The sequence below is a fragment of the Erwinia tasmaniensis Et1/99 genome (assembly GCF_000026185.1).
GTDB lineage: Bacteria > Pseudomonadota > Gammaproteobacteria > Enterobacterales > Enterobacteriaceae > Erwinia > Erwinia tasmaniensis.
On the sequence record NC_010694.1, the window covers coordinates 549,758 to 570,774 of the forward strand.

Sequence of the window (21,017 nt, forward strand, 5' to 3'; positions counted from 1 at the left end):
CAGTTGATATACCTTTTTGTTTGTAGCCGTCATTTTCCCTTTATGCAACGCTATTGATCCTAAAAGAAAATAATAAATATCACCTGCGTTCAGGATAACGGGGCTATCCCCTTTAAGATGATACATAAGGAAAAATTATGACTACGGCGACACGCAAAAACTTCTCATTGAATAAAACCCGTCTTTCTGCCGCACTGCTGCTGACACTGACCGGTATCACCACTTTTGCCGCTCATGCCGATCGGCTGGCGGATATCAAAAAAGCCGGTGTGGTCAAAGTCGCGACCTTTGACGCCAACCCACCGTTTGGTTCGGTAGATGCCAAAACCCACGAGATCGTCGGTTATGACGTCGACTTCGCGAAAGCGCTGGCAAAAACCCTGGGCGTAAAGCTGCAACTGGTGCCGACCAACCCGGCTAATCGCATTCCTCTGTTGCAGTCAGGCAAAGCAGATCTGATTGTGGCCGATATAACTATCACACCAGAGCGTGCAAAAGTGATCGATTTCTCGGTGCCTTACTTTGTCACCGGGCAGCAGTTCCTGGTCCCCGTCAGTTCACCGGATAAACTGGACGGCTACGCGACGGCACGCATTGGTGCCGTTAAAGGCACCACTGGCGAGCAGGAACTGCATAACCGTTTCCCGCAGTCACGCGTGCTGTCGTATGAAGATATTCCCCTGGCGCTTTCTGCCCTGCGTAACGGCAACGTGCAGGCGATTACTCAGGACAGCACCATTCTCGCTGGCCTGCTGGACGGTGCACCGGATAAAGCGAAATACAAAGTATTGCCTGAGTTACTGAGCAAAGAAGAGATTGGCGTGGGAGTGAAAAAAGGTGAAGCCAGCCTGCTGAAAGTGGTAAACGATGAACTGTTGAACCTGGAGAAAAATGGCCAGGCGTTGAAAATCTATGACACCTGGTTTGGTCCGCAAACAAAATCGCCACAACCCCGGTTATTCAAAATCGAAGAAAAATAATCAGCCAGGTGCCACACATGCAGCAAGAAAATTTATCAACCGCAGCGGCGTCTGCGGTTTATTCACGTTCATCGCCAGGACAAAGCACCGCCGTTGAATTCCGTCAGGTCAGTAAGTCTTTTGGTCACCATCAGGTCATCACTACCGTCGATCTTAGCGTGGCCAGCGGTGAAGTGGTCGCTGTTTGCGGCCCGTCAGGTTCCGGTAAATCGACGCTGATCCGCCTGATTAACCAACTGGAAACCGCGAGCGACGGCGAGATCCTGATTGACGGTAAACCAACGCGGGGACTGAAAGGGGCAGCACTGCAGCGGTTGAGAACACATATTGGTTTTGTGTTTCAGCAGTTCAACCTCTACGCCCACCTGACCGCACAAGACAATGTCAGCCTGGCGTTAATAAAAGTACACGGCTGGAAGAAAACGGAGGCACGGGCAAAAGCGCTGGCCTTACTGACGCGCGTTGGGCTGGCCGATAAGGCACAGCATTACCCCGAGCAGCTATCCGGCGGCCAGCAGCAGCGCGTGGCGATTGCCCGGGCGCTGGCAACTGACCCGAATATCATTCTGTTTGATGAACCGACCTCGGCACTTGACCCGGAGATGATCGGGGAAGTGCTGCTGGTGATGCGCGAACTGGCACGCAGCGGTATCACCATGATTGTGGTGACTCATGAAATGAGCTTTGCCCGCGAAATCGCCGATCGGGTGATTTTTATGGATGGGGGTGAAATTCTGGAGCAGGCCGCCCCGGAAGATTTCTTTACCCGTCCCACCCATCCGCGCGCCCAGCGTTTTCTGCAGAAAGTGCTGTTCCCGCTGCATCCTGAATCACAGGTGGGCCGATGAACTGGCAGCCCGACTGGGCTGGTGTGCTGACCGGGCCGCCCCTGCAATGGATTATCTCCGGTTTTTTGACCACGTTTTACGTCAGCCTGATCGCCAGCCTGTTCAGCACACTGTTGGTGGTACTGCTGCTGGCTATGCGTCTGAGTCCATCACGGATCGCACAGGGTGCGGTGTCGGCATTTGTTTCCCTGTTTCGTAATACACCGCTGCTGGTACAGCTGCTGTTCTGGTATTTCGCCGCCTGGGGCGCACTGCCGCAGAGCTGGCGTTTTTACATCGGGGATATTCATCCCTGGGCAACGTTCCCTGGTGATATCAGCTGGCTGACGCCGGAGTTTCTCTGCGTTGTCTGGGGACTGGGGCTGTTCACAGCGGCATTTTTAGTGGAAGAGGTTCAGGCCGGGCTGAACTCCGTGCCAAAAGGCCAGCGCGAGGCGGCGATTTCACAGGGCTTCAGCCGCTGGACGCTGCTGCGGGAAATTCTGTTGCCCCAGGCACTGACTAATGCCTGGCAGCCTGTCGCCGGGCAATACCTTAACCTGATGAAACTTTCCTCGCTGGCAACCGGTATTGGCTTTTCCGAACTGACCTATCAGGTCAGCCGTATTGAAAGCTATAACGCTCATGCTTTTGAAGGTTTTGCGGTGGGCACTGCACTGTATCTGTTGCTTGGCCTTATTCTGGGGGGGCTGTTAACCGTGATCGGCCCTAAGCGCCATCAGCCAAAATCTGCCCTGTCGGAGCGTTCAAACGATGGAATTTGATTACTCAGTACTTCACGATAATATCGGCTACATGCTGTGGGGAAGAGTGACGGAAGGTGAACCCGGCGGCGTACTCTTGACGTTGATTATGGCTACCTCTGCCGGTTTTCTCGCGCTGATGCTGGGTGTACTGATGGCCGGGCTGGCCTGGCGTTACGGGGGCTGGACGCGTAGAGTGCTGTTTCTCTGGGCCTCCTTTATTCGCGGCATCCCGCTGATCTTCGTCATTTTCTGGCTCTATTTCCTGCTGCCGGTGGTGTTTGGCGGTTCGATCCCCGGACCGCTGACGGTAATTATCGCGCTGGCATGGTTTACCTCAGCGGCGGTCATGCACTCAACGCTGGCTGGGCTGGAATCGCTGCCCGCCGGGCAGACAGAAGCAGGCATTGCGTCAGGCTTCAGTAAAATCAAAATTCTCACTGTGATCCTGCTGCCGCAGGCCTGGCCAAATCTACTGCCATCGTACCTGGGTTTACTGATTTCGCTGCTGAAGGACACATCACTGGCGTTTATTGTTAATGTCCCAGAGCTCACTACGGTTGCCGGGCAGGTTAACAACCGGGTGCAGCTCTACCCGGCCGAAATTTTTCTGTTTGTTGGCGTCATCTATTACCTGCTGTGCAGTGCGCTGGCGTATCTGGCAGGAAAAGGATTAAAACGGCGGCATCTGGCGCGCTGATCATGTAAGCAGCCCGTATAACAGTGCCATTCATATGGTGCTTAATCCATCGCCGCTGGCGACGTCCAAAAGCGTTAAACCACAGTGAGTCCGTTGATTTCATGCGTGATGTTCTGATTTGTGTTCGGCGTTTTCACACGTTCAATGCGGTTGATGATGTTAATCGTGAGGCACTGCCGATTGAAACAGGGCTGAATCTGCCCGCTAAGCGGGCAGTTCGTGTACTATTTCGCGCCGTTATTTAGCGTATTTTCAGCTTAGGCCTCATCGCGCTAAACCCGATCCTCAGGTTGCGACGGTGCGTTACACATCCTCGCCATTGCTGGCAATCACCTGCTTATACCAGTTGAAACTCTTTTTCTTTGAGCGCGCCAGGTCGCCGTTGCCGTCGTCGTTTTTATTGACGTGGATAAAGCCATAGCGCTTGTCGTACTGGCCGGTGGTGAAGGAAACGCAGTCAATGCAGCCCCACGGGGTGTAGCCCATGAGATCCACGCCGTCTTCCAGCACGGCGATCTTCATCTGCTCAATATGCGCCTGCAAATAGGCGATGCGGTAATCATCATTAATCTGACCATCGGCTTCCACCTTGTCGTAAGCGCCAAAACCGTTTTCCACGATAAACATCGGTTTCTGGTAGCGCTCCCAGAAGGCATTCAGCGTGTAGCGCAGGCCGACAGGATCGATCTGCCAGCCCCAGTCAGACGCCTTCACATGCGGGTTCGGGCGGCTGCCAGGGAAGCCTTCAATATGGCGGCCATCGCTGTTGTCCTTCTCTGAGTACTGCACCGCGTTACTCATGTAATAGCTAAAGCCCAGATAGTCGGCACAACCCTCGCGCAGCGTCTGCTCGTCACCTGGCTGCATCTCAATCTGATAGCCCTTACGCTGCCACTCTTTGACAATGTAAGACGGATAGTAACCGCGCAAATGAACATCGCCGAACAGATGGCGTTCACGCATCGCCTCCTGGGCGAACATGACATCGTCCGGGTGACATGACCAGGGGTAGAGCGGCACAATGGCCAGCATACAGCCGATTTTCATATTGGGGTTGATTTGGTGGCCCAGTTTCACCACCTGGGCGCTGGCGACAAACTGATGATGCAGCACCTGATACATTGCCTGCTCTGGCTTTTCGTGATCGGTAAAAATGACCCCGGAGTTACAGTAGCCGAACAGCGGATAACGCCAGTTACGCTGGTTATTTATCTCATTAAAGGTCATCCAGTATTTTACTTTGTGCTGATAGCGTTTCAGCACCGCTTCGCTGTAGCGCACAAAGAAATCGACCACTTTGCGATTCAGCCAGCCGCCGTACTCTTTCACCAGATGCAGCGGCATCTCGAAGTGCGACAGAGTGATCACCGGTTCGATATTGTATTTCAGCAGCTCGTCAAAAAGATCGTCATAAAACTGTAGTCCAGCCTCATTTGGCTCCAGCTCGTCGCCCTGCGGGAAGATGCGCGTCCAGGCAATTGAGGTGCGGAAACACTTAAAGCCCATTTCGGCAAACAGCGCGATATCTTCTTTATATCGATGGTAGAAATCCACCGCCAAATGGTTGGGATACTGATGCTGCGCATCGATGCCGTCGGTAATGACGCGGTTTACGCCGTGCGATCCGCCGGACAGCACGTCGACGATGCTTGGGCCTTTACCGCCCTGGTTCCAGCCGCCTTCAACCTGATGCGCCGCTACCGCGCCGCCCCATAAAAAATCGTTTGGTAATGACATCATCTTTCCTTTCCGGTGAGATTAACCACGTTTAAAAAAGCCGCGCCTGCTGAGGCGCGAGAGAAATTTAATAAAACCTTTGCCCAGACGGGTCTGTGGCATATTCAGGCTGGCGGCATGCTTCTCACCGAAAAACCCTGGAATAGGGCAGCGAATGACAAAGGCAGCGCTCGAGGTCAGACCGCATTAGCAAAGGGTCGTTAGCCGTTTACCCGTTTCAGGGCCTGCACTTCGCGATGAAGGATCACGATCTCTTCGGCCAGTTCCCGGCACAGCATCGCGTTCATCAGGTGATCCTGAGCATGCACCAGGATCAGGTTTACCGGCACCTTGCCGACGCCCTCATCAGCCCCGATTAGCGACGTCTGGATCTTGTGCGCGGCCCTGGCGGCGGCGGTAGCGGCCAGCAGCTGCCGATCTGACTCCTCCCAGTCATAACCGCGTGCGGCACGTAGCGCCTGCATCGCACAGGAGCGGGCTTCACCAGCCTGAATAATCAGCTCCATCACCGTGGTTTCCATATCCATTATCAGCTCTCCACTGCGTTTAATTTTTCTTCAGCCGCCGCGGGCTGTTCCTGTTGTAATAACTGACGTTCATACATTTTGAAAAACGGGTAATAAATCAGGGTTGAGATCGCGATCAGTACGCCGACCAGAATCACCGCACGATAGTCCCAGCCGGTTGACCATGCCGCACCGATGGGGCCAGGCGTTGTCCAGGGGGCCAGTGAGATGACGTGGTTCACCATATCGGTACGGGTGGCGATCCAGGCGATAACCGCGTTGACCAGAGGCGCGGTAATAAAGGGAATAAACAGCACCGGGTTCATCACCACCGGCGAGCCGAAGATAATCGGCTCATTGATATTGAACATACTTGGAACCAGACCCAGCTTGGCGATAGAGCGTAAATGTGCCGAGCGGCTACGCAGGTAGAGGAACACCAGGCCCATGGTCGAACCGGAGCCGCCCACGACGATAAAGAATTGCCAGAATGGCTCGATAAAAATTTGGCTAATGGGCTCCCCACCGTTCAATACCTGCTGATTGATCCCAAGATTGGTGAGCCAGAAAGCCTGCAAAATACCGCCGACGATCACCGCGCCATGAATCCCGGCGAACCACAGCAGGTGGCACAGCAACACGGCAATCAGTACCGCGGGCAGAGAGTCAGAGGCTGAGATGATGGGCTTAAACAGCGCCATAATCGCCTGCGGCAGCAGCATGTCGAACCCATCCTGGATCAGCAGGCTGAGCGGGAACAGCGTCAGGAAAATGGCGAGGATCGGGATCAGCAGGTCAAAAGATTGACGTATTTTGGGGGGAACCTGCTCAGGCAGCTTAATGCCAATATGATGTTTTTGTAGAAAATGCATCAGTTCGGTGGAGTAAAGGCTGACTAAAATCGCGGTAAAGATCCCTTCTCCACCCAGCGAGCCGATCGGCAGAGCGCCGTTGCTCTGCGGTGCCGCCACCAGCAGGAATGACATCAGTGCCAGGCACGCCGCCATAAAGCCGTTCATCTTATAGCTGATGGCGAGGTTGTAGGCGATAGCCGCGGTGATATACACCGCCATAATGCCCATCGTCATATTGTAGGGCATCATAATTTGCGCAAAATGGCGATCCACCATCCCCAGCCACCACTGGGCAAACGCCCACTGGCTATCGGCGGAGAAAGGCGGGTGAGCAAACAGCAGCATAAATGAGCCAACGATCAGGAATGGCATCGAGGAGATAAAGCCGTCTTTGATCGCCACAACGTGGCGTTGGCTGGAGAGACGTGCCGCTACAGGGCTGATGCGGTTTTCAATAACGGCAAACAGGCTCTGGCTGAGGCTGCTCATTGAGCGATCCTTGCGTTCTCGATCATCGACAGGGCTTCAGTGAGGATCTTTTCACCATTCATCATGCCGTAATCTATGGTATTGATGACCGCTATGGGCTTGTTCAGCTCCGCGGCCAGCGGAGCAAAGTCAGCCAGTTTATATTTAATCTGTGGCCCCAGCAGGCAACAGTCGCGGCCGCTAACCTGCTCGCTAAACTCTTCAAGCCCCACTGCATCTATCTCAACCGCAATATTTTTTTCCTTTGCCGCTTTTTCCATGCGCTGAACGACCATGCTGGTGGACATCCCTGCGGCACAACAGAGTAATATTTTTTTCATGGCGGGTCTCCGGTCTGTTTTTTTATATAAATATCCGAAAGAGACTCGTTTCTGCAACCGGTTTCATATTATTTGGTTTATTCTGTGAGCACGATCTCAAACGGCATGAGGCTGTAGGTGAAGGGCCAGATTTCAACGTCGGAAAATATATAAAAATTGATTTTATTCATGACGTTAGGTGCTTATGAGAGGGTTTTTCCCGCGAAATTCTGATCCGTTTTATCTCGTTGTACCTGACAGAATGACGATGACCTTTTTTCTCTATGGTCTTGTGACATTGGCTTGGGCGATGTGGATAAACAGTTTATTATGACAGCCGAAACTTAGCCTTCAGGATGACATGATGATTACCATGTTGGACGTTGCCAAAAAAGCAGGTGTGTCAAAAGCAACGGTCTCCCGAGTATTGGCGGGCAATAATTATGTCAGTAAAACCACTCACGAGCGGGTATTAAAAGCGATCGAAGAGACGGGCTACAGGCCTAATTTACTGGCGCGGAATTTAGCCACCAGCAAATCGCAAAATATTGGGCTGGTCGTGACCAATACCTTATATAACGGCCCTTACTTTAACGAGTTGTTATTTCAGGCAGCAACAGTGACTGAACAACACGGCCGCCAGCTGATCCTGGCCGATGGCAAGCATGACGCGCGTCAGGAGCGGCAGGCCATTGAATTTCTTCTCGATTTACGTTGCGATGCGATTATTATTTATCCCCGTTTTCTGAATGCCGACGAGCTGGATGATATTATTGAGCAAACCCACAGGCCAATTATTGTGGTTAACCGCCTGCTGAAAAAGCATCCCGCACACTGTGTTATCGCCGCCCATCAGAAAAACAGCGTTGAGGCGGTGAATTATCTGGTGGCGCAAGGGCATCGTGAAATCGCGTTTATTCACGGTGCGTCAGGCTCGCCAACCGGGCTCAGCCGCTTTAAGGGGTATCGCCAGGCTCTACGGGCGCATCACATTCACCTGGATGAGCAACGGATAGTACAGGGAGAGTGGACGCTGCAAAGCGGTTTTAACGCCGCGCAGGAACTGATGGCCCGTGGTGTGAGTTTTACCGCTCTGATGGCCAGTAACGACGATATGGCGATGGGGGCGGCGCGCGCGCTTTACGCTGCCGGGAAACGCATCCCGCAGGATGTCTCGCTGCTCAGCTTTGATGACATCCCCATGGCGTCTTTCTTCGTGCCGCCGTTGACCACGGTGCATGTCCCCGTTGGGGAGATGATCAGACATACGCTGGAGAAGCTGGTGCTGATGCTGGGTGGGGATTCCAGCGAGCCGCTGCCCGCGATCGCCGGCCGCCTGATGGTGCGCGACTCCGTGGCCCCGGGGCCCTGGCTGGCTGGCCGCTGAACCCGGTGACCACGAAGGTTTCAGAGCAGGGCCGGCCGCGCGCCGGTTATTCAACCGCCGGCGCTATTGCCCGGTTACGCAACGCCAGCATCAGCAGGTAATAAATGACGCATGAAACCAGCAGCGAGTTAAGCGTCGGCACCCCCCAATGGAATAACAGCCCCACCACGCTGCCGATGATTGTGGCGATGATAGCCACCCAGCCAATGGCCGGTGTTTCGTCATCGTCGGGCAGTTTGCCCTGCATACGGCTGCGATCCAGCACCTCGCGATGCGTGCGTAATAGCAGATAGTCGACCAGCATGATGCCGAGGATCGGTGGAAACACAACGCCGAGCAGGGTAAGGAAGTCGACAAAGCGGTCAAGGATACCGAGCACCGACAGCAGAGTGCCCGCCACGCCGATTGCCAGCGTTGTCGATCGGTATTGCAGCTTTTTCCCGAATATCCCTTCTACGGCATTGATCACTCCCAGCGAGGAGGAGTACAGGTTGAGATCGTTAACGCGCAGGGTGGAAAGGATGACCACCAGCAGCCCGGCGCCGCCCGCAGCCTGCGACATAATGCTGACCACATCGGCGGTTTGCAGAGTGCGCGCAATCATAATCGCCAGGCCGTTAACGACAAATTCACCGGCAATGATCGTCATCAACGTCATTGCGGCCACGTGCTTCGCCGAACGGGAATAGCGCGTCAGGTCTGGCGTCATCAGGCTGGCTACCGTTGCGCCACCGACCACCATCGTGACGGCGGCGCTGAAGGCGAGCGGGCTACCGGTGGCAGGCAGAGCAATGATCTGCTGCAGGCTCTGCCCGGACAGGGTACTAAATGAAATAAAGCCCATCAGGCAGATAAATAGCGGAACCGCGATACGTGCCGTGACGCGCAGCGCCTTGAAGCCAAACGTGACGAGGCTGGTCAGCAGCAGGCCGGTAAGGCTGGCCGCCAGGGGAAAGCCCAGCGCATCGCCGAGGGCAAAATTGAGTGATTTGGCGAAGAGGGCATTTTGAATGCCAAACCAGCCCAACAGGCTGATAGCCACCACCAGCCCGATCAGCACGGAACCAATACGACCAAAACCGCACCAGCGCGCCAGCAGGCTTCCGGCTATGCCCTCTTTCATCCCGGCATAGCCTAACCCAAAGGTAACGATGCCAAAAATCACGCTCCCGGAAAAAATAGCCAGCAGTGCCGTGGCCAGACTCATCGAATCACCCAGAATGGCGGCGAGCATAAACTGATCCAGCGCGGTCAGCATTCCCATATGGACGACTGCAACACTGAGAAACGAAACGCGCTTATTGGTGGGAACGCGGCTTAGAGGATAATCTTCAATACGCAGCATGATAATTTCCTTTTATCAGATTAAATAACCGGGATCTCTTTTTTTATATCAGGCGATCCGGTATGAAATGATCCAGCCCCACACGGCGGCAGAACTCTTCAAACTGGTTCAGGGTATACACTCCGGACTTCCGATCAATACGGCTCTCTACCGTGTGGTGGCTAAGTTGATAAACTCGGGCAATTTCTTAGTCGTCATGCGTTGCAGCATGAAAAACAGCGTATCAATTTCTGCCGGGCTGAAAATCCCCCTTTTTGGCAGAATTCTTTCGCCTGAAAGTCAAACCTATCTTTTAGTGAAGTAATAATAGTATCTCTATATTTCCGTATTCAACCATCATGCAATGCTAATGAATTTCAACAGCATTTTCTCCCTTTTTATTCCGCTTTCAGAGTATGTCTATGATGTGGGTGAGGGAAATAAAACATCGGTCAGCCTGTTGAAGGGTCATTAAGACTCACCTGGGCGTGTTTTACAGCGTTGAATGGTCACAATTATCAGGTCGTCTCACTTGAAGCGATCTGGCAGCAGGCTGATGGAGGGGGCAGGTAGCAAATTTAAAAAGAATAAATAACGTACAGAACAATATCCTGCTTGGCAGGTATCAATCCTGTAGATGGCCGCCGTTAAACCCAGTGAGAGTAAAAGCAAGCGGCGGCCAGGGGCATCATAAGATCCCTTTGCGAGTGGGTCTGATGATTAGAGCTTATTTTCTATGGTGAAATAGAATGGGATATCAACATTATCCAGCATCATTGCGCAGAAAATTTTCACTTTGTGGCTGCTGGCATGGTGTTTTTTCAAAACAGGTTGGAATTGCTCCTCAACTGCTCGTATTGCCGATTTTTTTCTTTCTGAGTCCAATGAGCCAGAGGCATTAATTTCACCTCTAAAGGTGGTTTCGACTTCATCGAGCTTATCCCAGCAGTTGAGTTCAGCAATCTCATCCCGAACCTTTGAGGCTTTTTCTTTGTTGGATTCTGAAAAGTCTTGAGCCTTAACAGAGTAGGTTAGTAAAAAATTATTTAACATTTAGCAGTCCTTTGTTGAATGAAAACATCAGCAAACAGGATATCTCAGTGAGTATCTTCCTGAATCTTTCAGGTCTGATGGGCAATCACAATATGGATTATCCTTAAATATACTTCAAGGAAATTTATGTAATAATCATACTTCCCAAGACACCCTATCGGTCTTTTCGTAGATGATATTATCCCGGGGAGGCCTTTCAGGAAGGTTTTCCGGTAGCAATCTGCAACGGCCGTAGGGCATAGCGATAAACAAAATTTGCTGCGGTTTGGCATCCGGAATAAGAATAGTGCCATCTTCATCAACAAGGGTGATCAGGGTATCGGAAGTATCGGTTACCAAAGCGCTCCCACGGTGCCGGATCTCTAGGTAATCCGGCGGGTCTTATAATGACCGGCAAATTTTGCGTCACGCTAACCCGTATCTGCCGTCCATCGCCATCTCGCGGCAGAATACCTCTGAATATCATCCGGCGAAGTCGTTCTGTTTTCAGCGGTGTCGGTGAGGTCAACAGGGATCTGACCCGCTGTTTTTTCCCGCCTCCACACGCACCACCGGCGGGGAGACAAGCAGCAAACGCTCACTGTCCTGCCCGATACCCTCTACGCTGGTCACCAGAAGTGCCGGCTGGGTATCCGTATTGGTTAACGTCATTGATGCTTCTTCATCGTGCTCATCGACAATCAGCACGGAAGTTTGCGGAACCATCCCTGTGGCACGAACACGATCGGTGACACTCAGCAGGATCGCCGGAACCATTATCCAGGTCGCTATCACCGTTGTCATCCATCGGTCATTCATCACTGTTTCTTCCCTGTGGACATTTTTATATTGGGTACTTGATGACTGCATCGCCCGGGGATCGTGAGAGCAGATCCGGCGTACCTCATTCGGGAAATCAACAGAAAAAATCATCAGTCACGGAACGTAATTGATTATAAGTACGCTTAACTATAACGACAATAAAGATCAATAATCATTTATTGATTTGGTGTGCCTATTAATTGAGTGGGGGGAGGTGATTCTGTTTATGGTTTTTCTAAAAAACCTTGTTTTTTATAGAGGTATTCACGAATAATTTATCATGCTAAGGCATTGATAAAGTTCTTATTTATTCTGAATTTTGCCAAATATACAATTTGAAGGGTAATGTTTTGTTGCCATTAACGCCGTTTGACATCAGTAGCAAGTTTATCAAATAACCGGCGTTTGTTTTACATAAATATAAATAAAGCAGTAGCGTTGACCAGCGATAAAGCCCAGGCTGGTGCAAGCAGCCGACCGCGGTGTTCCACCTTGCCTGATTGACGCTATTGTACCTGCATCGATTTTATACAGCTGTCGATGCTTTGCGCCGCCGTTGTTTTGTCCGGGGCGCTAAGTTTTTGATATTTTGCTATCGATAACTGCCCCAGCCGATCGTCATAGGCGACCTGCTTTAGTGACCAGGAGTTGTTTTCGCTGACGATGACCGCGCGGAGTTTATCAGTAAAATCCTGTGGGCTTTCCGGCGGCCCGAGAACCACTACCGCCGCGCAGGTTGCCGCATCGTAATGCGCATCATGCGCGGGCGTACGTAATGTAAACCATCCCAGTAGCAGAGCGATAACCGTAAGGATTAACAGCAAAAACCGCTTTTTCATGTCAATTTATCCGAGCGGGTGATAACAGGGGGCGCATTATACGAAGAAACCCGGACGATGATTTGCCAAATATGCACTTTTTGGCATTATTTTCGCCTTATCAGGCAGTACCCGCCACGCCGGCTTAATCGGACGGCCGCTAAGCGGCTTAATTTCCCTCATAACCCGCATGCTTTGCCTCACCTCGTTTCTCTTCGGGGGTGCAATACCTTCGTAGACAGATCGGCACAGGCCGAACCCCGGAACAGAGGATCGCATCGTCGCGGGTGCTGTGGCAGGATATCGCCGTTACCAGCGTCATCGGCGTGCGGCTATGCACCATCCGCCGCCCGCGTTTTCGTGCGGGTCGACCACCAGCAAAGTAGGGAGCCCAGGCTAACCATGCCCGCTCCCTGCCAGAATCCCGGCGAGAGGCTGGAGTGGAGTAAAAAAGAGGCCAGCAGCGCGGAAATCACCGGAATAAAATAGGATGCGGTCGCCAGCACCGTGACGTTGCCGTGCAGAATGCCGATATTCCAGGCGGCGTAGCCAAACCCCATCGCCCCGGCAGCCAGCCCGAGATCGAGCAGCACCGTCGAACTGAAGGTCATTTCCGGCTGCGGCGTGCAGAAGTATTTTCCCCACAGCGCCAGCGCGGTCAGCATAAAGAACAGCGTAATACCGTTACTGCCCCTGGCTGCTTTTTGCGTCAGCACGCAGTACAGCGCCCAGATGAGCGCTCCGCTCAATGCCAGCCCGTAACTGAGTGGGTTAGAGCCTACGTTACTCGCAATTTCAGCCAGCGACAGGGCACTGTCGCCTGCCAGTACCAGGCCAATGCCGGTCAGGGAGATGAGCATTCCTGGAATAATTAGCGGGCTGCATTTTTGCCGGGCGATAAGCACGCTCAGCAGCACGGTCAGGCTGGGCCAGAGATAGTTCACCATGCCGACCTCGATAGCCTGGCTGCCGCTGCGGGCATAGCCTAGCGACAGCGACAGGCAGAGTTCATAGCTGACGAACAGCAGGCTACCCAGGATCAGATAGCCGCGTGGAAAGGTTTTTACCTTAGGAAAGCCAACCGTGAAGACTAATAATAAAGCGCTAAGCGTATAGATCATGGCGGCGCCACCCACGGCCCCCAATCCCTCGCTGACGCTGCGTATCAGTCCGACAATGGCACTCCATAACAGGATGGCGATTAAGCCAATGAGCGTTGCTTTTTGCTGTTTCATGGCTGGCGTCCCGGCAGCGGTGATTGGTTCCCATCACGACTTTACAGGTTCGTCCGGCCGGGTGCACCTGAATAAGCTGGCCACGCAAGGTCACCGTCACAAAGGCGGTTCAGGCCAGTTTGATGATCACCATACCGATCAGCAGCAGCAGCACGCCTGCCCAGCCTTTACGGCTCAGGCGCTGATCGAAAAGGATCCAGCCCGCGACAATGGTGGCAATAATACCGAAACCTCCCCATAGCGCGTAGGCAACGGAAAGGTCGATGCCCTCCACCGCTTTCGCCAGTGCGCTAAAGGCGGCAAGCACCGCCAGCAGTGACATCAGGCCGTAAACTTTACGCTGGAAGCCGTTGGAGAGTTTAAGAAAGATATTGGCGACAATTTCCAGTATGACCGCTACCACCAGCCAGGCTGCATGGGTCCATTCAAACGCTGACATGCGGCCTCCTGCTGTAGCTGCCAGATTTGATCAGGGCGATCCCGGTCACCAGCGTGACCAGACCGGCCATCTTGACCAGCGAAAATGATTCCTCAAACAGCAGCACGCTGAACAGCGTAATAAACAGTAGCCCGATACCTTCCCACATTGCGTAGGCAACGCCCATTGCAATCTTTTTAATCGAGATGGAAAGTGCAATATAAGAGAGGGCGATCATAAGCAGCATAATGATGTAACCCAGTGGGTTACCGCTGACGCTTGACCACTTCATAAACAGGGTGCCGGTGATTTCAAGCCCAATTGCCAGTGCCAGTAACATCCAGTAAATCATGATTTATCTTCCGCGAGATAACGTAATAACGCGCCGCATCGGAAAAAACCGACGGCAGCCTGAATAGCATTAAGTTAGTTGCAGGAAGCGGGACTAAAGGGCGTTACGCCAGTGTTGTTCACCGGAAGGGGTAAAAGCAGAAGAGAACAGAGGGAGGGATCGTTTTTGCCAAGCCTTGCTCTTATTGTCCATAATTTTTACAACTTATCCGCATTGTTGCTTCTCGTCGGTGCGGAAAGGAAATTGTCCTCAGTAGTTAAACACGCCTCTCTTTTACCACGTAAAGCGAAGGGAAAGAAAAGTTTTTCAATTCTTTACTCTGTATTTTCCCTTTTTAAGTGGTGAATTATTCTTTATTTATCTTTACGAACAATATTATGTTTCATCAGTCAGGCAGTGAAAATGCTACGTTAATTTGAAAAAATTATCGTACCAGCTCGCATTTCATTCACTGCCGGAAGGCAGGATGCCACCGGCCAGGGTATGTTGCCTGCTACAGGGAATACAGAGTTTTAGACAATGTACGAATTGAAGTTAATCTTACTGCTGCTACAGCAAATGTGTGTATTTTTGGTCATCGCCTGGCTGATGAGCAAAACACGTCTTTTTATCCCGTTAATGCAGGTTACCGTTCGCCTGCCGCACAAACTGTTGTGCTATATCACCTTCTCCATTTTTTGCCTGATGGGCACCTATTTTGGTCTGCATATTGATGATTCTATTGCCAACACGCGGGCGATTGGCGCGGTGATGGGCGGATTGCTCGGTGGGCCGATGGTAGGGGGACTGGTTGGCCTGACCGGCGGGCTACATCGTTATTCGCTTGGCGGCATGACCGCGCTCAGCTGTATGATCTCCACCATGGCTGAAGGGCTGCTGGGTGGCGTTTTACATGCGGTTTTGATCGGGCGCGGGCGCAGCGATAAAGTCTTTAGCCCGCTGATGGCCGGTGGCATTACCTTTATTGCCGAACTGCTGCAAATGGCAATCATTTTGCTTATTGCCCGCCCCTTTAATGACGCTTTGCACCTGGTGCAAAATATTGCGGCACCCATGCTGGTCACCAATACTCTCGGCGCGGCGATGTTTATGCGCATTCTGTTGGATAAGCGTGCGATGTTTGAGAAATACACCACGGCGTTTTCCACTACCGCCCTGAAAGTGGCGGCCTTGACCGAAGGCATGCTACGTCAGGAGTTCAACTCGCAGAACAGCATGAAGGTGGCACAGGTGCTTTACCAGGAGCTGGATATTGGCGCGGTGGCGATCACCGATCGCGACCAGCTGCTGGCGTTTATCGGCACTGGCGACGATCACCATCTGCCGGGTACACCGATCTCCTCTTCATTGACGCTAAAGGCGATTGAGAGCGGTGAGGTGGTTTACGCAGACGGAAACGAAGTGCCTTATCGCTGTTCGCTGCATGCCGGGTGCAGACTGGGTTCGACCTTAGTGATCCCGCTACGCGGAGAAAACCAGCGCGTGATGGGCACCATCAAACTTTATGAGCCGCGCAATCGGCTTTTTAGCTCAATTAACCGCACGCTGGGAGAGGGGATCGCCCGGCTGCTGTCGGCCCAGATCCTTGCCGGGCAGTATGAGCGGCAGAAGGCACTGCTGGCGCAGTCGGAGATCAGGCTGCTGCATGCGCAGGTCAACCCGCACTTTCTGTTTAATGCGCTCAACACTCTCCTGGCCGTGATCCGCCATGACGGTGACAAGGCCAGTCAGCTGGTGCAGTACCTGTCGACCTTTTTCCGTAAAAATCTTAAACGCCCTTCGGAAATCGTTACGCTGTCTAATGAGGTTGAGCATGTGAATGCCTATCTGCAAATTGAACAGGCGCGTTTCCAGTCTCGCCTGCGGGTACAGCTGCGGGTGCCGCCGGAACTGGGCCATCACCAACTGCCCGCTTTTATCCTGCAACCCATTGTGGAAAACGCTATCAAGCATGGTACTTCACAGTTGATCGGCTGCGGCGAAATCACGTTGCAGGCCAGTCGTCAGGACGGGTATCTGCTGCTGGCTATTGAGGATAATGCCGGTCTTTATCAGGCGAAAAATGGCAGCGAGGGCCTGGGGATGGGCCTTGTTGATAAGCGTTTACGCGCTCATTTTGGTGACGACTGCGGTATTCGCGTTGACTGCCAACCGAACAGCTTTACCCGTATTACCCTGCATCTTCCGCTGGAGGAGCCAGTATGTTAAGCGTATTGATTGTCGATGATGAGCCGCTGGCGCGCGAAAATTTGCGGGTCATGTTACAGGCTGAAAACGATATCAGGATAGTTGGCGAGTGTGCCAACGCGATTGAGGCGTTGGGGGCCGTGCACCGGCTGCGCCCCGACGTAGTTTTTCTTGATATCCAGATGCCGCGTATTAGCGGCCTGGAGATGGTCAGCATGCTGGACCCGGTACATCGGCCGCGGATTGTGTTTCTTACCGCGTTCGATGAGTTCGCCGTACGGGCATTTGAAGAACATGCCTTTGACTACCTGCTGAAACCAGTGGATCCGTCACGGCTGGCAAAAACGCTTACGCGTCTGCGCTACGACGGTCACGGGCAGGATCTCTCGGCACTGGTGGACAGCCAGCAGCCGCTGAAGTGTATTCCCTGTAGCGGCCACAGCCGCATCAGCCTGCTGCATATGGAGGAGGTCGTTTTTGTCAGCAGTCGCCTGAGCGGGATTTATGTCACCTGTCTGGATGGCAAAGAGGGTTTTACCGAGCTGACCCTGCGCACGCTGGAAAGGCGTACGCCGCTGTTGCGCTGCCATCGGCAGTTTCTGGTAAATATGGCGCATTTGCAGGAAATCCGCCTTGAGGATAGCGGCCAGGCAGCGCTATTGCTGCGCGGAAACCATATCGTGCCGGCCAGCCGCCGTTATCTGAAAGCCCTGAAAGAGGCCGTTGGGCTGTGATCGCCAGCGTTACGCGTTTTTCAGGCGGGAAAACGCCGCACGGATCTGCTCCTCCGGCAGCCGCATGCCGATAAAGACCAGCGTACAGCCGGGCTGCTCGTCGGGCTGCCATTCGCGATCCCAGTCGGCGCTGTACAGGCGCTGGACTCCCTGAAACAGCAGGCGGCAGGGCATCTCTTTAATCCACAGCATGCCCTTGTAGCGCAGTAGCCTGTCGGCAAAGCCTGCCAGCAGCTCTTCCATCACTTTTGAGACCGCATCCAACGCCAGCGGATAACCCAGCTCCAGCACCAGGGAGGTAACCTCAGTTTGCTGTTCAGGGATATAGTGCAGACGAGGCATGGTCGCAACGACTCGGTCTTCCAGCATAAAACCACCGATATTAAACAGCAGCGAGAGGTCGATATCCCCCTTGACCACCGGATAAACGGGCGCGCGGGCATTTATGCGCTGTAGCCGCTGCATCAACGCTGGCACGGCCCCGGCAATATCGGTTTTGCTAAGCAGAATACGGTCTGCGTAGCCCACCTGAGATTGGGCAATGGGGAATCGATCCATCTGTTGTCCGGCGTGAACCGCATCCACCAGGGTGATAACTCCGTCCAGCAGATAGCGCTGGCAGAGCATATCGTGTGAAAAAAAGGTCTGAATAATCGGGCCGGGATCGGCCATGCCGGTGCATTCAATCACCAGGCGATCAAACGCCAGTTCGCCCCGATCGATGCCATCGAGCATTTCCAGCAGCGCCGTTTCCAGTTCGCCGGAGCGCGTGCAGCAGATGCAGCCGTTGGCCAGGGTTTTTACCTGGCTGGCGCTATCGCCCAGCAGCCGATCGTCCACGGATACGGCTGCCAACTCATTTTCAATCACCGCGATGCGATAATCCTGCTGTTGGTGCAGGATGTGGCGCAGTAGCGTGGTTTTTCCCGCGCCGAGAAAGCCGGTCAGTATCGTAACGGTAATCGGTTCCATTTTTTGTCCTGTTAACAACAGCGCATCCCACCCTTACCCTCTCCGCCGTAACGCGCCTGCTGGCGTTCGCGAAAGAACTCTTGATAGGTCATCACCGCTTCATCCGGATGGTTAGTCTGCATATGCAGTACGTAAGTCTCATAATCAGGAATGCCGACCAGCATTCTGGCCGCCTGACCGAGGTATTTTTTCGCTGCGCCTAAGTTGTCAAACATGGTGTTTCCTGTAGCCCCGCGGCGGCGGGGCGGTTGAACAGGTTCAGTGGCGATAAGGGCCTTTTACCCTTCTTTTGGCACGGTGACGTAAGGCATTTCGGTATCCGTCCGGCTGTCGTTCTGGCGTGCACGCAGCCAGGCTTTGATGGCGTAGAAGATAATGCTGTAAACCACCAGCAGGAACAGAATACTCAGACCGGCATTGATGTAATTATTGACCACAATATGATCCATATTGGCGATCTGTCCGGCGGTGAGGTTCGCTCCGCCAGCGGCGATTTTTGCCTTGTACTCGCTCGCCATAAAGAAGAAGCCCTCCATCTGTGGGTCCTGGCTGAACAGCTTCAGGCCCAGCGCCCACGTGGTACAAATCAGCAGCCATACGGCTGGGACCACGGTGACCCAGATATAGCGATTCCGCTTCATTTTTATCAATACCACGGTGGCCAATACCAGCGCCACGGCGGCCAGCATCTGGTTGGAAATACCAAACAACGGCCAAAGGCTTTTCACGCCGCCCAGCGGGTCGACCACGCCCTGATACAGCAGATAGCCCCAAAGCCCCACGCAGCCTGCCGTTCCCACCACGCCCGCCAGCAGCGAGTCGGTTTTTTTCAGGAATGGAATAAAGTTGCCCAGCAGGTCCTGGAGCATAAAGCGGCCGGAGCGTGTCCCGGCATCCAGCGCGGTGAGAATAAACAGCGCTTCAAACAGAATGCCGAAGTGATACCAGAATCCCATATCGGCAATTGGCAGCATTTTATCAAAGACCCAGGCAATGCCGACCGCCAGCGTCGGTGCCCCTCCGGCGCGATTGAGCACCGAGGGTTCGCCGATATCTTTGGCGGTTTGCATGATCTGCTCTGGGCTGATGACAAACCCCCATGAACTGACGGTTGCCGCCGCCTGTGCGGTGACGTCCTGCAGCTGCGCCATAATCATCGGCGCGTTAGCCCCGCCCAGCTCGTGCAGGTTTGGCATGGTAATGCCCAACCCGGCCGGCGGCGTGTTCATGGCGAAATAAAGGCCCGGTTCGATAATCGAAGCGGCCACCAGCGCCATAACCGCCACGAAGGACTCCATCAACATCGCGCCATAACCAATAAAGCGCGCATCGGTTTCGCATGCCAGCAGCTTCGGCGTGGTGCCGGAGGCGATCAGGGCATGAAAACCAGAAACGGCACCGCAGGCGATAGTGATAAACAAGAACGGAAACAGCGCCCCTTTCCACAGCGGCCCCGATCCATCGATATAGGGTGTCAGCGCCGGCATCTTCAGTTCCGGGTTCAGGATGACAATTCCGATTGCCAGACCGACGATAACGCCGATTTTCAGAAAGGTCGCCAGGTAGTCACGCGGGGCAAGGATCAGCCACACCGGCAGTAGCGCAGAAATAAACGCATAGCCAATCAGGGTGAAGGTAATCGTGGTGTCTTTAAAGGTCAGCGCCGGTCCCCAGTAAGGATCGTGCGCAATCACGCCACCAAACCAGATGCTGGCGATCAGCAGCAATACGCCAATCAACGAAATTTCGCCCACGCGCCCGGGGCGAATAAAACGCATCCAGATGCCCATAAACAGCGCGATCGGCACCGTGGAACAGACGGTAAATACCCCCCACGGACTTTCCGCCAGCGCCTTCACCACGATCAGTGCCAGCACCGCGAGGATTATAATCATAATCAGAAAACAGCCGAACAGCGCGATGGTGCCGGGAACCGGGCCCATCTCATTTTTGATCATCTCGCCGAGCGATGCGCCATTGCGACGAGTGGAGATAAACAGCACCATAAAGTCCTGTACCGCTCCGGCCAGCACCACGCCGGCCAGCAGCCACAGAACGCCGGGCAGGTAACCCATTTGCGCCGCCAGCACCGGGCCAACCAGCGGCCCGGCCCCGGCAATCGCCGCGAAGTGGTGGCCAAACAGGACGTTGCGGTGGGTAGGCACGTAGTTCAGCCCATCGTTGTTGGCCACGGCAGGCGTGGCGCGGCTGGCGTCAAGTTTCATCACCTTTTGGGCGATATACAGGCTGTAGTAGCGATACGCTACAAGGTAGACTGACACTGACGCGACGACGATCCACAGCGCACTGATATGCTCACCGCGTCGCAGCGCCACCACGGCCAGACAGCAGGCACCGATGATCCCAAGGATCATCCAGGGAATATGTTTGAAAATTTTATTTTTATTCATAGTGAACCCGGTTTTTACCAAGAGAGACAGCATTGGAAGAAACAGATGTTGATAGCGGGGATATGGTGGCAAAAATCAACATCGACCGGGGGGATAAATGTTTAAGCGGTTAAATATCATAATAAGCGGTTGTTAACGGGGCTAAGCGGTTTTTCCCCTGGGTTAATGG

Annotated in this window: 21 protein-coding genes and 1 pseudogene; 8 read left to right on the top strand and 14 right to left on the bottom strand. The window is 53.5% G+C overall.

All coding sequences use genetic code 11. The features are described from left to right. Positions 1-137: 137 nt before the first annotated feature. The 4 genes from ETA_RS03500 to ETA_RS03515 are packed head-to-tail and all read left to right on the top strand — an operon-like array spanning position 138 to position 3,271. Positions 138-980: an ABC transporter substrate-binding protein gene (locus ETA_RS03500; RefSeq protein WP_012440231.1), complete on the top strand. Its 843-nt coding sequence runs from the start codon at positions 138-140 to the stop codon at positions 978-980. 17 nt (positions 981-997) lie between these two features. Beyond that, entirely contained in the window at positions 998-1,828 is an 831-nt protein-coding gene (locus ETA_RS03505; protein WP_012440232.1) for an amino acid ABC transporter ATP-binding protein, read from the top strand. Next, positions 1,825-2,592: an amino acid ABC transporter permease gene (locus ETA_RS03510; protein ID WP_012440233.1), complete on the top strand. Its 768-nt coding sequence runs from the start codon at positions 1,825-1,827 to the stop codon at positions 2,590-2,592. The genes ETA_RS03505 and ETA_RS03510 overlap by 4 nt, the downstream gene beginning before the upstream one ends. Further along, positions 2,582-3,271, top strand: coding sequence for an amino acid ABC transporter permease (locus tag ETA_RS03515; RefSeq protein WP_012440234.1), 690 nt, complete (start codon positions 2,582-2,584; stop codon positions 3,269-3,271). Before ETA_RS03510 ends, ETA_RS03515 begins: the two co-directional genes overlap by 11 nt. 303 nt (positions 3,272-3,574) lie before the next feature. Here ETA_RS03515 and ETA_RS03520 read toward each other — a convergent pair whose 3' ends face one another. From ETA_RS03520 to ETA_RS03535, 4 genes are all read right to left on the bottom strand, one after another. Then, on the bottom strand, positions 3,575-5,008 hold the full coding sequence (locus ETA_RS03520) for a 6-phospho-beta-glucosidase (protein ID WP_042958593.1): 1,434 nt from the start codon (positions 5,006-5,008) through the stop codon (positions 3,575-3,577). Positions 5,009-5,208: 200 nt separating this feature from the next. Next, positions 5,209-5,535 (bottom strand): PTS lactose/cellobiose transporter subunit IIA, encoded by a 327-nt coding sequence (locus ETA_RS03525; RefSeq protein WP_012440237.1) that lies wholly within the window; start codon positions 5,533-5,535, stop codon positions 5,209-5,211. A gap of 2 nt (positions 5,536-5,537) precedes the next feature. Further along, complete coding sequence (locus tag ETA_RS03530; RefSeq protein ID WP_012440238.1) at positions 5,538-6,857, bottom strand: PTS cellobiose transporter subunit IIC; 1,320 nt, start codon at positions 6,855-6,857, stop codon at positions 5,538-5,540. Then, a complete protein-coding gene (locus ETA_RS03535; protein WP_012440239.1) occupies positions 6,854-7,177 on the bottom strand; it encodes a PTS sugar transporter subunit IIB in 324 nt (107 codons plus the stop codon). The genes ETA_RS03530 and ETA_RS03535 overlap by 4 nt, the downstream gene beginning before the upstream one ends. A gap of 340 nt (positions 7,178-7,517) precedes the next feature. Between ETA_RS03535 and ETA_RS03540 the strand changes: the two genes are divergently transcribed. Beyond that, positions 7,518-8,543, top strand: a complete 1,026-nt coding sequence (locus ETA_RS03540; RefSeq protein WP_042958595.1) for a LacI family DNA-binding transcriptional regulator — start codon at positions 7,518-7,520, stop codon at positions 8,541-8,543. Positions 8,544-8,589: 46 nt separating this feature from the next. Here the strand turns inward: ETA_RS03540 and ETA_RS03545 are convergent, their stop codons facing one another. After that, positions 8,590-9,888: a cytosine permease gene (locus ETA_RS03545; protein WP_012440241.1), complete on the bottom strand. Its 1,299-nt coding sequence runs from the start codon at positions 9,886-9,888 to the stop codon at positions 8,590-8,592. 67 nt (positions 9,889-9,955) lie between these two features. Between ETA_RS03545 and ETA_RS03550 the strand changes: the two genes are divergently transcribed. Next, positions 9,956-10,192 carry a hypothetical protein gene (locus tag ETA_RS03550; protein ID WP_012440242.1) on the top strand — a complete coding sequence of 79 codons (237 nt, stop codon included), beginning with the start codon at positions 9,956-9,958 and terminating at the stop codon, positions 10,190-10,192. A gap of 395 nt (positions 10,193-10,587) precedes the next feature. Here the strand turns inward: ETA_RS03550 and ETA_RS03555 are convergent, their stop codons facing one another. The 6 genes and pseudogenes from ETA_RS03555 to mdtJ form a co-directional block, all read right to left on the bottom strand. Next, complete coding sequence (locus tag ETA_RS03555) at positions 10,588-10,920, bottom strand: hypothetical protein (protein WP_012440244.1); 333 nt, start codon at positions 10,918-10,920, stop codon at positions 10,588-10,590. Positions 10,921-11,218: 298 nt separating this feature from the next. Continuing rightward, a pseudogene (locus tag ETA_RS20655) lies at positions 11,219-11,832 on the bottom strand (fimbria/pilus periplasmic chaperone). A 395-nt stretch (positions 11,833-12,227) separates the two neighbouring features. Next, positions 12,228-12,560, bottom strand: coding sequence for a hypothetical protein (locus ETA_RS03565; RefSeq protein WP_012440246.1), 333 nt, complete (start codon positions 12,558-12,560; stop codon positions 12,228-12,230). 311 nt (positions 12,561-12,871) lie between these two features. Next, entirely contained in the window at positions 12,872-13,774 is a 903-nt protein-coding gene (gene yddG / locus ETA_RS03570) for an aromatic amino acid DMT transporter YddG (RefSeq protein ID WP_012440247.1), read from the bottom strand. Between the two features lie 109 nt (positions 13,775-13,883). Further along, positions 13,884-14,213 carry a multidrug/spermidine efflux SMR transporter subunit MdtI gene (gene mdtI, locus ETA_RS03575; protein ID WP_012440248.1) on the bottom strand — a complete coding sequence of 110 codons (330 nt, stop codon included), beginning with the start codon at positions 14,211-14,213 and terminating at the stop codon, positions 13,884-13,886. Further along, the gene (gene mdtJ, locus ETA_RS03580) at positions 14,200-14,547 is read right to left on the bottom strand and encodes a multidrug/spermidine efflux SMR transporter subunit MdtJ (protein ID WP_269446409.1); all 348 of its coding nucleotides are present in this window, start codon (positions 14,545-14,547) and stop codon (positions 14,200-14,202) included. Before mdtJ ends, mdtI begins: the two co-directional genes overlap by 14 nt. Positions 14,548-15,063: 516 nt before the next feature. On the opposite strand from mdtJ, the gene ETA_RS03585 reads away from it, so the two are divergent. Both ETA_RS03585 and btsR read left to right on the top strand, forming a co-directional pair. Continuing rightward, positions 15,064-16,752 (top strand): sensor histidine kinase, encoded by a 1,689-nt coding sequence (locus ETA_RS03585; protein ID WP_012440250.1) that lies wholly within the window; start codon positions 15,064-15,066, stop codon positions 16,750-16,752. Next, positions 16,746-17,465: a two-component system response regulator BtsR gene (gene btsR, locus ETA_RS03590; RefSeq protein WP_012440251.1), complete on the top strand. Its 720-nt coding sequence runs from the start codon at positions 16,746-16,748 to the stop codon at positions 17,463-17,465. The genes ETA_RS03585 and btsR overlap by 7 nt, the downstream gene beginning before the upstream one ends. A 9-nt stretch (positions 17,466-17,474) precedes the next feature. On the opposite strand, the gene yjiA is transcribed toward btsR, so the two are convergent. The 3 genes from yjiA to ETA_RS03605 all read right to left on the bottom strand — a co-directional run bounded on the left by yjiA (position 17,475) and on the right by ETA_RS03605 (position 20,848). Beyond that, the gene (gene yjiA / locus ETA_RS03595; protein ID WP_012440252.1) at positions 17,475-18,437 is read right to left on the bottom strand and encodes a GTPase; all 963 of its coding nucleotides are present in this window, start codon (positions 18,435-18,437) and stop codon (positions 17,475-17,477) included. 11 nt (positions 18,438-18,448) lie between these two features. Continuing rightward, positions 18,449-18,652, bottom strand: a complete 204-nt coding sequence (locus ETA_RS03600) for a YbdD/YjiX family protein (protein ID WP_012440253.1) — start codon at positions 18,650-18,652, stop codon at positions 18,449-18,451. A 63-nt stretch (positions 18,653-18,715) separates the two neighbouring features. Beyond that, positions 18,716-20,848 (bottom strand): carbon starvation CstA family protein, encoded by a 2,133-nt coding sequence (locus tag ETA_RS03605; RefSeq protein WP_042958598.1) that lies wholly within the window; start codon positions 20,846-20,848, stop codon positions 18,716-18,718. Positions 20,849-21,017: the final 169 nt, after the last annotated feature.

Coding starts and splice junctions, on each gene's coding strand:
- btsR (WP_012440251.1), top strand. CDS start 16,746: ATGTTAAGCGTATTGATTGTCGATGATGAGCCGCTGGCGCGCGAAAAT.
- ETA_RS03500 (WP_012440231.1), top strand. CDS start 138: ATGACTACGGCGACACGCAAAAACTTCTCATTGAATAAAACCCGTCTT.
- ETA_RS03555 (WP_012440244.1), bottom strand. CDS start 10,920: ATGTTAAATAATTTTTTACTAACCTACTCTGTTAAGGCTCAAGACTTT.
- ETA_RS03585 (WP_012440250.1), top strand. CDS start 15,064: ATGTACGAATTGAAGTTAATCTTACTGCTGCTACAGCAAATGTGTGTA.
- yddG (WP_012440247.1), bottom strand. CDS start 13,774: ATGAAACAGCAAAAAGCAACGCTCATTGGCTTAATCGCCATCCTGTTA.
- ETA_RS03515 (WP_012440234.1), top strand. CDS start 2,582: ATGGAATTTGATTACTCAGTACTTCACGATAATATCGGCTACATGCTG.
- ETA_RS03540 (WP_042958595.1), top strand. CDS start 7,518: ATGATGATTACCATGTTGGACGTTGCCAAAAAAGCAGGTGTGTCAAAA.
- ETA_RS03510 (WP_012440233.1), top strand. CDS start 1,825: ATGAACTGGCAGCCCGACTGGGCTGGTGTGCTGACCGGGCCGCCCCTG.
- ETA_RS03550 (WP_012440242.1), top strand. CDS start 9,956: ATGATCCAGCCCCACACGGCGGCAGAACTCTTCAAACTGGTTCAGGGT.
- ETA_RS03600 (WP_012440253.1), bottom strand. CDS start 18,652: ATGTTTGACAACTTAGGCGCAGCGAAAAAATACCTCGGTCAGGCGGCC.
- ETA_RS03605 (WP_042958598.1), bottom strand. CDS start 20,848: ATGAATAAAAATAAAATTTTCAAACATATTCCCTGGATGATCCTTGGG.
- mdtI (WP_012440248.1), bottom strand. CDS start 14,213: ATGTCAGCGTTTGAATGGACCCATGCAGCCTGGCTGGTGGTAGCGGTC.
- yjiA (WP_012440252.1), bottom strand. CDS start 18,437: ATGGAACCGATTACCGTTACGATACTGACCGGCTTTCTCGGCGCGGGA.
- ETA_RS03535 (WP_012440239.1), bottom strand. CDS start 7,177: ATGAAAAAAATATTACTCTGTTGTGCCGCAGGGATGTCCACCAGCATG.
- ETA_RS03520 (WP_042958593.1), bottom strand. CDS start 5,008: ATGTCATTACCAAACGATTTTTTATGGGGCGGCGCGGTAGCGGCGCAT.
- ETA_RS03505 (WP_012440232.1), top strand. CDS start 998: ATGCAGCAAGAAAATTTATCAACCGCAGCGGCGTCTGCGGTTTATTCA.
- ETA_RS03530 (WP_012440238.1), bottom strand. CDS start 6,857: ATGAGCAGCCTCAGCCAGAGCCTGTTTGCCGTTATTGAAAACCGCATC.
- ETA_RS03525 (WP_012440237.1), bottom strand. CDS start 5,535: ATGGATATGGAAACCACGGTGATGGAGCTGATTATTCAGGCTGGTGAA.
- ETA_RS03565 (WP_012440246.1), bottom strand. CDS start 12,560: ATGAAAAAGCGGTTTTTGCTGTTAATCCTTACGGTTATCGCTCTGCTA.
- ETA_RS03545 (WP_012440241.1), bottom strand. CDS start 9,888: ATGCTGCGTATTGAAGATTATCCTCTAAGCCGCGTTCCCACCAATAAG.